The organism is Pseudomonas putida, from assembly GCF_004357765.1.
Taxonomy (GTDB): domain Bacteria; phylum Pseudomonadota; class Gammaproteobacteria; order Pseudomonadales; family Pseudomonadaceae; genus Aquipseudomonas; species Aquipseudomonas putida_U.
The window spans coordinates 107951-117821 of the sequence record NZ_SMTE01000016.1 but is presented as its reverse complement, the minus strand read 5'-3'; the positions used below and the strand labels follow the sequence as shown (position 1 = coordinate 117821).

The following is a 9871-nucleotide window of genomic DNA, read 5'->3' as shown; positions in this document are numbered from 1 at the left end:
GAGGTGTTCATCCATGCCGAGCGTGACCAGAACAATGTGGTCAAGAATGATGAGACGACCCAGGTCGGCAACGACCGTCGCGAACATGTCGAACATGATGAAACCATCATCGTGGGTAACGACCGTGAAGAGACGGTGGGCCACGACGAACGAATAACCATCGGTCAAGACGCCTCGCTGAGCGTAGGGCGCAACCAAACGATCGATATCGGCAAAGACAGAATAGAAACGATTGGCAACCATCGACAAGATCGGATCACGGCCAACCATCATGTCGTGATCGGCGGCAATCTCGAACAACAGGTCGAGGGGCATGCAGAGTTGGAGGCCCGAGCGGAGATTCGTCGTCGTACACGGATCTATACCCTGAGGGCGGCTGAAGCAGTCGTCATCCAGGGACCGGGAGGGTCCATCCGCATCGACGCTTCCGGTTTGACACTGGATAGTCCAATGATTCGGATAAACGGCGAGCTGCTCAAATCGGCTGGTGGATCTGAGAATCCATTTACCCTGGACAGCGCCCCGACAAGCGGTAAGCCGCTGGATCGCCAGTGCGGCCGTCGCCCTGACGGCAGCTGTGCATTGCCGGACTGCCGCTGCATTGGAGGTAGGGGCGTATGAATGAGGTACCGCCGCCCGCTACCGCAATCAGTGGCTCTTGCGAGGGAAACGAAACCGACCATCGCTTCTTGCTGCTCTTACCGATCCCCATCGAACACTGGGCTTTCCAGCCTCTGCAGATCATCAAGGGAGAGGTAATTCCACCTTATGCCCCATCACTTCTGGAACTGGTTGGTCGAATTACCCAGAACGTGGAACACGCCTGGATATGGAAGTGCACAGCCCTGGATGACGAGTATGAAATGGGCCCTTTGTTGCTGGATGCGGCCAACGCACCTGAACTGGTTCAACATGCGACCACTGCCTGGCAACCGCTCGGTGGGCTTATCAAGCTTGATGCCGAAGTCGACTTGAGGACGCTCGCGGATCACTTCACCAGCATGGTGCAGTTCGTCCTGCCTGGGCAGGTGATCGCAAAGCATGACATTCAACCAAATCATCTCGCAGCCTGGCTGGCTGCCCTTGACGACGACCAAAGAGAGACTTGGCTCGGTCCCGTATCGCGCCTGGCGTGGCGAATGGACTGGGGGCCTGTCCATGAATGCCGATCGTTCGAGCGGACGCCAACCTCCGCCAGGTCAAGGCTCGAGCCCGCGCTGACCCTGCAACAACATGAGCTCGACCTGTTTCATGCAGGCCTGCACGAACTGTTCGTCCTCAGCCTGGCGCACCAAGTGTTGGCCATGCCGCCGTATGCCGCCCATCGCTTGGAGGATGTCCGTCAATGGATCGAAGCGCTGCTGCCGCAGTTGAAGAAAATCAATTTCCGCGATGAGGAAGTGGCAGGTCAGTTCATTCGCCTGGTCGCGGAACACATGTGGCTAATCAGCAACGAGCAGGCTGGCCAGATCTACACCAACCTCGACGAATCGCCTCAAGGAAGACTCCACGAACTGCAAGCGCTGATCGACAGCAAGGAATCCAGCCATGAATGACAACTCGGTAAGCAGTGCCACCTCCGGCCCACCCTGCAGCGCGCGTGTTCCTATCCTACCTATCCGCTACGCCATCGTTCCACGCACCGCCGACGCACCGCTCTGTCGCTATGCCGATTCCGGCTTCAATCTGGAGCAAGGCTTCGCGCCATTGCAACACTCGGCGTATACCTTGCGCGCGCTACGTCCCGGCTATGTCTATGTGTTCATGAAAGGCACCCAGGGCGAGAAGCTGGTCATTCACGAGTACGATGGCAGTGGGCAGTACAAGGAACTGCGCTACCAAGGGCTCGAAAGTTACCACCAACGTAACCGTTATCTCTCCGGTTACAGCACGAGCTGGGTCTGGGCCGATACCTGCGAAGACCTCGCCAAGGAAGTCTGGATTGGCTACAGCCCACACCTGTGGACCAATGCGACGACCCGCCGAATCACCCGTTCCGTCGTCATGCGAAGGCGACACATGCGCCAGTTGGACATGGCTGAACTGGTGGCGGGAAACAAACTGCCGTCGACCCAGCCCCATGTGTTGCCCGTCAGCGCCCTGAAAATGTGGGTAGAAGACTTCAAGCCCAACGACCAACGCATGTCGTTGACCTGGAGCAGCCACCCAGTTCACGAAATTCTGCCCATCGGCCGGCTGTCGGCCATGGCGCGACATTATCCCTATACCCAGCCAAAAATCCCGGCTGTGGTGGTCTTAAGCGACGCCGAAGGCATGGCGCTGGACCTTAGCCTGACCGTTTCAGCTTTCCAGCATCAATTACGCGACCTGATGCCCGCCGAACAGCTGGAACATATCAAGCCTGCGCAAGGCGCCGAACAGGCTGGCGTACCGACGTGCTATCAACTGGACGCCGAACGAATCAGTCAGAAAAGCCGCGACTTTCATCATCGCAATCTGGTCGCGATGCTGCTCAACAAGACCCTGGAGAGTCTCTATCCAGCTGGTTCTGCGACACCCGAGCAAGCCGCCCAGCGCTTGCTGCTACGCTCGGCGAAACGCTCGTGGTCCGACGCCGAGGCGCGCTTCCGGGCCTTGACCCACGAAGACTATTCCCCAGGTGGGGCGCGTCTGGGACAACGCATCGATACAGCCAAGTACCTGCAATTCTTGAATGACCGCGATGAAATGGCCCAGCGAATCGCTGGCCTGCGTACGCTGGCGTTGCACGCCAGCAACGATCACGACATCTGGCTGGCCACTGCCGAAAGCCAGCATATCGACGATCCTTACAGCCTGGCTGCAGCCCTGGCCTGCTATGACCGCGATGAGCAAGCCTCCGCCCGCGGGCTGGAAATATCCCTGGCGATGCTGATTCATCCCATGGGCCATCCCACGCCTGGGACCGAGAACGACGACCGCCGTTTCAAGCGCCTCGAGAAATGGTTGGATCAGCATGACAGTCCACTGTACACAGCGCTGGCTCCGTTCAATCCATTCAAAGACAAAGCCGACGCGGTCGGGAGTTTGCTGGGTGGAAGCGACAATATCATTGAGGGTTTGGCCGGTCGCTTTCCGGCGATGGCCGGGATCACCGACCTAACGGCTCAGTCCGTAAGTACGGTGGTGCTCAAGCGCATGCGCGGGGCGACTCGCTGGAGTGCGAGTAATAGCCTTCGCCAACAGCTATCTCTGGCCGCCCGTGAGGGCAATGCGGAGAAAGCGCTGGGTTTGCTGGCCGCTCGTTACAGCCTTACCGACCAGTTGATCAGCGAAAACCCATTCAGTCAGGAGGTGGAGCGTTACCTGAAAAGCGGGATGGCGCAGGTTGAGGAAATGAGACAACTGCGTATCAGCGGAAGTCGAACAGTCACGCTCGAAATGACTACCACTTCGTACCTTAAACCCAACTTTCTCGGCCTTCTAACTTCCAGCGTGGGAGCTAGTTTGAACGCTGGTATGTTGTGGTTCAATGTGATTTCGCTAAAGTCTGCTTACAACAGCCTGCAGAGCAGCGATGCATTGGAGTACAGCAGTGGATTCGCAGCCGCAATTTTTGGCGTAATTGGGGCCTCGGCCGCGACGTTAGTTAGCGCCCGAGCAACTCAGAAGGCTTTACTGCTAAGAATCAGTCCGTCAGCGCCTGGAATGGCATTTGGAAATGGACTTGCGAAGTTTTTGGGAAGTAATCTTTTTGCCAGACTGGCTGGTTATCCGGCCATATTCCTCGGTTTGTTTTCAGACTATCAAAAATACGACAGACAAAAAGCAAGCGGTGATAGCATAGCCGCAAACTATACTCTCTATGGGGCAAGCGCGTCAGCGGTTGGTTCAGTAATTTTTCTCGAGGGGGCATTGGCCATAGCCGGCCCCACCGTATTCATTCCATTCGCAGGTTGGGCTGCCGCCGCGGTAGCCCTGTTGGGTGCGGGGATTATCCTCGCTGGAGTATACCTTCATGCCAAAGCTTACGAGCGCATACACTCTCCACTTGAACTATGGACCGCACGATCCTATTTCGGCACTCGGCAAAATGATGGAGAGAATCGATCTGACATCACCTCGACGCACGAACGAAAGCTTCGGCCTTTCTCCAACATAAACGATGAGACAAAAGCATGGTACGCCGCAACTTATCAACCTACTCTTCTGAGAACGGAAGATTCGAGCAAGCTCGGACTTGCTGGTTTATCCAGCGGGTGGATTCAGGATGACTCATGGAGAATTCCCAACTGGACAGCAATTACTCATAACGAGATTGGAAATCAACAACCCTGCATAGAATTTACTGTATTCCTACCTGGCTTCATTCTAGGCATCAGCGAGTGGCATGCAAACTTAAGCGCAACCATCAACGATTCACATATTAATTTACCAAAAAATCTGCCCAAGTGTTACTCCGTACCCGCCGGACTAGTCCTAAACTTTAAGAGCGAAATACAAGACCATCACTCCGCGACCCTGAAAATATCTTTCCACCCCAACACCGGCATAGACCAGACAGCAACCTCATCATTAACAACCACAATTGAGAAATGATATATGGCTACCCAATGGCTTTTCACGCAAAAGCCAAACCCGATTGTAACCGCAAGAGTCACCAGTCAAACCTTAGAATCAAGCAATTTAGTGCTGACTCTGCGTAACCCATGGGTCTCGGACTCTGTATTCATGGCCAAAATCTATACAGCGATGACCTTGGGCATGATGATCACAGTTTATCCCGACATACTCGACTCCAGCTATAGAGCCAACGTGCTGACTGACACGAGCGGCGTAGCGAACTATTTACTACTACCATTGATCTTTACTCCGTTTCTAGCATACAGAATCCTTCTCATCAAAAGCCTTTCGCACATATACTTGAACAGATCGACTCAAAAAATATACTACAGACGTTTCAGGACACTGATCACATTCAAATGGCGACATATTATCGGAGGTATTTTCAAACGCACCGAATTCGGTGGTTCATCCTTCAGCACAAGCTATGCCTTGGCATTCGCACCACGACGCGAAGATGGTACGGTCCATCAAAAAGACTCTTTCTGGGTCGACAGCAACGAACCCACTGAATCCGACATCCAATACGTGGCCGAAGTCTGGGAATACCTTCGCCACTTCATGGCCCACGGCCCAGACAAACTTCCCCCACCAGGCGAACCCAACTGGTGGCACAAACCGCTTCACGCAATCTGTCTGACGCCTGCTGAGGCCTGGCGCCACTATGCACCCTGGCGCACCGGTGAACCCGGTGAAATGCAAGGAAAAAAGAACTGGCAACTACCCTTCTGGGCTGTGCTGTTCCCTTACAACTTCTCTCTCGCCCTCTGCTGGTACGTCATCTGTCGCTTGTTCAACGTACGCGCCGCACCGCCCCCACCAGAAGCCCTGGAGCAAGCCCCCATCAAACCAAGTAAAAGGAAACGTCGCTGAGGTCAAGACCGGGCGGTAAATAAATCCGTCTCCATTGCCGCAAACTAGAGAAGTGAAAACATGGCCATCACACAATTCCTTACCCCAACAACAACCACTAAATTACCACCTAAAATTTCAGGGCAATTACAGCACATCCAAAGCAACGTGCTGACATTACGAAACCCTTGGGTAGTCGACTCAGTATTTATGGCCAAGCTATATACCGCCATGATGATAATCACCGCGCTATATACTTACCCTCACCTATACGACCCCATACTAAATTACTCTCTCGAGGGAGCCTATATTTTCCCAATCGTGCTTGAATCCGGACCGTTTGTCTTCCTACCATTTCTCATTTATCGGATATTTTTTATCAAAAATCTTTCCTCATTCTATCTCAATCGCCACACAAAAAAAATTTACTACCAGCGAATTAAAAAATTAATAACTTTCAACTGGCGTGAAATAGAGGGCGCATTATTTTCACGTCGAGAGTTCGGCGGCTCATCGTTCAGCACTAGCTATGCATTAGCCTTCGCACCGCCGCGCGCAGACGGCAAGCTCTATCAAAAAGACTGCCTCTGGATCGACAGCAACGAGCCCACCGAGCCGGACATCCAATACGTCGCCGAAGTCTGGGAATACCTCCGCCACTTCATGGACCACGGCCCAGACAAGCTCCCCCCACCAGGCGAACCCAACTGGTGGCACAGACCGCTTCATGCCATCTGCCTGACGCCAACGGAAGCCTGGCGCCACTACGCCCCCTGGCGCACCGGAGAACCTGGTGAAATGCAGGGCAAAAAGAACTGGCAGCTCCCGTTCTGGGCTGTGCTGTTCCCTTACAACTTCTCTCTCGCCCTCTGCTGGTACGTCATCTGTCGCGTGTTCAACGTGCGCGCCGCACAGCCCCCTCCAGAAGCCTTGGAGGAAGCGCCCATCAAACCAAGTGAAAGGAAGCGTCGCTGAGGCCAAGATCCGGCGGTAAATAGATGGTTCTTCACGGAATGTTGGGAAAGAGTGGCTATGATTGGTTTAGCGGAAGATTGGTGCGAGCCACCAGGTGCTTGTCTTGGGGGTTGAGGTGGTGCGTAAATCGAGCGCCGCCCGCGCGGCGCATCGCGAGCTGCGCTCGCTACGTTTGTTTTTGGCCAGTAACGTCAGTAGTAGCGGCGCGCGACCGCCCTGTTGGCACGACGCGATATTGAGTCAGGCGCCAAGGCGGTCGCGCGCGCATTTCACAGGCCTCATTGGCCCGGAATAAACGTAGCGAGCGCAGCTCGCGATGCGCCGCGCGGGCGGCGCTCGATCTCACAGGCGCCAAATACCTTACGGCATTAAAATAAATCTGCCCCCTTTCCCCCCCTTTCCCCCTTGCCCCCTTTCCCCCTGAGTTTTCCAAGCCTCCAAACGCATCACACGAAACAGAGAAAATTCAGATTAAAGCTCTTCCTTGTAGGACGTTTCCCAAAGATACTGTTGCGGCCTATTTTCCGTTGCGGCCTGACCTGGATGCGTTCTAGTCTCTGGATGTCGTTGCACATCAACGATCGGCTTTGACAGGCCGAAACGGTTTAAGCACACGGCTTGCCTTCTATGGTGGCTGTGCGTGGGGCACGCTTGCGTGCGCCGGGACTTGCTTATTCCACCGGTCTGTCAACCCACGCACAGCTGCCACCCTTCTGTTTGACAGCAGGCAGGTGGTGGCATCATGAAGGTAATAAGCAATGTTGAAGATCGTCCCTGACCCACCGCACTATCACCACTCCCTCGAAGACACCCTAATCACAGCCGCCGACTACGCCCTCTGTGCCGAAGCCATCGCACATCAGGCGATGTCACTGCAGCCCAGATCGCCAGTCACGCTGCTGATCATGGCGTCGATGCATGAACTTGAAGGTCTGCGAAAGCTGATCGACTCAGCCTTGGCCCTGGTTCAGCACCCAGCGGATTCGCACACTCGCCACTAAGCCGCATCACGTCATGCCTGGCCTCGTCGGAAGCGACCCTGCCGTACATGCCCACCACTCCCTTCCCCTAGTCTCGACAGGTGGCGGTGTAGGCATCGATTCGCTTGCGAAGCGGCCAGCCCAGGCACCCAACACTTCAGGGAGCACAACCATGTCCACGGACGCTATCGAGCGCAAATACACGGTCGGCCAGACCCGGTTCTACCAGGGCGAAGACCACACTCAACCGCTGTTCTGCATATCCCCCGGCATCCCCTGCGAACACGCCCGAGAGCAAGCCTCGGAACTGCTGGGCTACGTGCGAGAGCTCACCATCACCGGTGTGATGGAGGAACAACCCCAATTGATCTGGGCCTCCCATTATTTGAGCGCGCTGGCCAAGGCGCTCCTGGATGACGCCGAACTGGGCATGAATCGCTAGAAAAGCACTTGTGCCCTCCCCTAGCCGCCACACCTTGAGGTAGCGACCAAATACCTCAGACGGGCCGCGATGGCGGCCCCTGACGTAGCGCAGACCTCGAAGATCTACCGGAGAATCACCATGCCCCAGAATGCCCCCGTGGACCGCCCAACGTCCGATCCTATATCGGCGCTGTTCACTGCCCAGCGTGCCAAAGCGCTTTTCACTGTCATCCCTGGAATCTCTCCGAAGAAAGCGACCGAAGCGGCCTCGACGCTGCTGGAGTGCGCCCGTTATCTGGACTACAGCGGCACCCTGCTGGCCGACAGCGACAGGCTCGGCGCCGCCCACCATCTCAACGCGATGGTGAAACAGCTGCTGGATGAGATCGAACGGAGCAAGAAGACATCGTAACCTCACCTTAAGAAGCCGCCGAGTAAGCCCCCGACCACATGCCACCATTCCCAATCCTATCGCTGCCGAGTAGACTTGCGACAAATTCTTATTCGCATCTATAGACTTTGGGGAGAAGCGCGCGATGTCCACCGTTGTTTTCGACGGAGCTGCGCATAGGGGCCTGGAGGCGCTGTACCGCGAGCACAACGGCTGGCTGCACGGCTGGTTGCGTCAGCGCTTGAGCAACTCCGCCGATGCTGCGGACCTGGCCCAGGATACCTTCATCCGGGTAATGCTTGCGCGCACCGCGAGCACACTCAACGAGCCGCGTCACTACCTGGCGACTATCGCTCGGGGTCTGGTCATCGATCTGTATCGCCGCCGCAGCCTGGAGACCGCCTACCTCGAAGCCCTGACACTGCAGCCGGAGCGCCATGCGCCGTCTGCCGAAGTCCGCGCCGCGATCATCGATACCCTGATGGCCATCGACCGCATGCTCGATGGCCTCGGGCCGCGCACGCGTGCGATCTTTCTGGCCGTGCAACTGGATGGCTTGAGCTACGAGAGGGCCGCCGAACGGGTCGGTGTGTCGGTAAGCACCGTTCGCAAGCACCTGGCTCGTGCACTGATGCATTGCTTGCTGATCGAGGACGCTTGAAAGCCATTCTCGCCGACGCCGTGGACTGGTACGTGCGCTTGCATGACAGCCATGTCGATGATTCCACGCGCTTAGCCTGGCAGGCCTGGGTCGCCGCTGACCATCGCCACTCCGAGGCCTGGGCTCGGCTGGAGCAGTTGCAGTGCCGCCTTGGCAACGCTCCCAGCGGTGCCGCGCAAACGCTGGTAATAGCACGGCGGGATCGCCGCAATGCGGTAAAGGCATTGACGCTGTTGCTCGGTGTCGGGGTAGTCGGTTGGCAGGGTTATCGGGTTTCGCCGTGGCGTTCCGATTACTCGACACGGATTGGCGAGCGACGACAATTCACCTTGGCCGATGGCACACACCTGGACCTCAATACCGACAGCCGCGTAGATGTGACCTTTGACGCCGGCCAGCGCCTGATCCATCTTCACCAGGGCGAAATCCTGGTGGAAACTGCCAAGGATCCCCGCCCGCTCAGCGTACGCACGTCAGCCGGCGATATCCTGGCCCTCGGCACTCGTTTCAGCGTGCGCCAGGACGCCGCCTCGACCAGGGTGGCGGTGACCGCCCATGCAGTGGAAGTACGACCCAGTCGATCATCTGAAGTGGTGCGCATCGGCAGCGGTTACAGCATGAACTTCAACGCTGACAGCGTGGGGCCGCTGCGCGCCCTGCCCGCCGATGCGCTGGCCTGGGTGCAAGGCATGCTGGTCAGCGTCGATTGGCGTCTGGGCGATGTGGTCCACGAACTGGCGCGCTATCGCCCCGGTTACTTGGGGTGTTCCCCACAAGTGGCCGAACTGCGCTTGTCCGGTGCATTCAATCTCGACGACACCGACGTCGCACTGCTCAGTCTGGAAGACGCCTTGCCAATCCGCGTACGGCGCATGACGCGCTATTGGGTGCGATTGGAGCCCCTGGGACTTCGCTCATGACCAGCGCCATCTTGAGTCACTGAAAATATTTCTCATTCAGCAGTAACAGATTTCCTCCCCTGCTTCGGCTCTTCAGGACGCGAGCGTCCCACGCGCTCGATCCCAT

At 56.6% G+C, this 9871-nt stretch carries 10 protein-coding genes; all 10 read left to right on the top strand.

The window, feature by feature from the left end:
* A partial coding sequence (locus E2H86_RS22290; protein WP_439958289.1) for a bacteriophage T4 gp5 trimerisation domain-containing protein occupies positions 1 to 621 on the top strand: 621 nt, incomplete at its 5' end.
* Entirely contained in the window at positions 618 to 1556 is a 939-nt protein-coding gene (locus E2H86_RS22285) for a DUF4123 domain-containing protein (RefSeq protein WP_133331680.1), read from the top strand. The genes E2H86_RS22290 and E2H86_RS22285, both read left to right, overlap by 4 nt.
* Entirely contained in the window at positions 1549 to 4539 is a 2991-nt protein-coding gene (locus E2H86_RS22280) for a T6SS effector BTH_I2691 family protein (RefSeq protein WP_133331679.1), read from the top strand. The genes E2H86_RS22285 and E2H86_RS22280 overlap by 8 nt, the downstream gene beginning before the upstream one ends.
* Positions 4540 to 4542: 3 nt before the next feature.
* Positions 4543 to 5436, top strand: a complete 894-nt coding sequence (locus tag E2H86_RS22275) for a DUF6708 domain-containing protein (RefSeq protein ID WP_133331678.1) — start codon at positions 4543 to 4545, stop codon at positions 5434 to 5436.
* A gap of 60 nt (positions 5437 to 5496) precedes the next feature.
* Positions 5497 to 6390, top strand: a complete 894-nt coding sequence (locus tag E2H86_RS22270) for a DUF6708 domain-containing protein (RefSeq protein WP_133331677.1) — start codon at positions 5497 to 5499, stop codon at positions 6388 to 6390.
* A 758-nt stretch (positions 6391 to 7148) separates the two neighbouring features.
* A complete protein-coding gene (locus E2H86_RS22265) occupies positions 7149 to 7391 on the top strand; it encodes a hypothetical protein (protein WP_133331676.1) in 243 nt (80 codons plus the stop codon).
* Positions 7392 to 7542: 151 nt separating this feature from the next.
* Entirely contained in the window at positions 7543 to 7812 is a 270-nt protein-coding gene (locus tag E2H86_RS22260; protein ID WP_133331675.1) for a DUF3077 domain-containing protein, read from the top strand.
* Positions 7813 to 7932: 120 nt separating this feature from the next.
* Positions 7933 to 8205, top strand: coding sequence for a DUF3077 domain-containing protein (locus E2H86_RS22255; protein ID WP_165976113.1), 273 nt, complete (start codon positions 7933 to 7935; stop codon positions 8203 to 8205).
* A 124-nt stretch (positions 8206 to 8329) separates the two neighbouring features.
* On the top strand, positions 8330 to 8845 hold the full coding sequence (locus E2H86_RS22250) for a sigma-70 family RNA polymerase sigma factor (RefSeq protein ID WP_133331673.1): 516 nt from the start codon (positions 8330 to 8332) through the stop codon (positions 8843 to 8845).
* The gene (locus E2H86_RS22245) at positions 8842 to 9765 is read left to right on the top strand and encodes a FecR domain-containing protein (RefSeq protein WP_133331672.1); all 924 of its coding nucleotides are present in this window, start codon (positions 8842 to 8844) and stop codon (positions 9763 to 9765) included. Before E2H86_RS22250 ends, E2H86_RS22245 begins: the two co-directional genes overlap by 4 nt.
* The last annotated feature ends 106 nt before the right edge of the window (positions 9766 to 9871 follow it).

What these genes read in the sequence shown, in the direction of transcription:
- E2H86_RS22285 (WP_133331680.1), top strand. Translation starts at nt 618, where the DNA reads ATGAATGAGGTACCGCCGCCCGCTACCGCAATCAGTGGCTCTTGCGAG.
- E2H86_RS22280 (WP_133331679.1), top strand. Translation starts at nt 1,549, where the DNA reads ATGAATGACAACTCGGTAAGCAGTGCCACCTCCGGCCCACCCTGCAGC.
- E2H86_RS22275 (WP_133331678.1), top strand. Translation starts at nt 4,543, where the DNA reads ATGGCTACCCAATGGCTTTTCACGCAAAAGCCAAACCCGATTGTAACC.
- E2H86_RS22270 (WP_133331677.1), top strand. Translation starts at nt 5,497, where the DNA reads ATGGCCATCACACAATTCCTTACCCCAACAACAACCACTAAATTACCA.
- E2H86_RS22265 (WP_133331676.1), top strand. Translation starts at nt 7,149, where the DNA reads ATGTTGAAGATCGTCCCTGACCCACCGCACTATCACCACTCCCTCGAA.
- E2H86_RS22260 (WP_133331675.1), top strand. Translation starts at nt 7,543, where the DNA reads ATGTCCACGGACGCTATCGAGCGCAAATACACGGTCGGCCAGACCCGG.
- E2H86_RS22255 (WP_165976113.1), top strand. Translation starts at nt 7,933, where the DNA reads ATGCCCCAGAATGCCCCCGTGGACCGCCCAACGTCCGATCCTATATCG.
- E2H86_RS22250 (WP_133331673.1), top strand. Translation starts at nt 8,330, where the DNA reads ATGTCCACCGTTGTTTTCGACGGAGCTGCGCATAGGGGCCTGGAGGCG.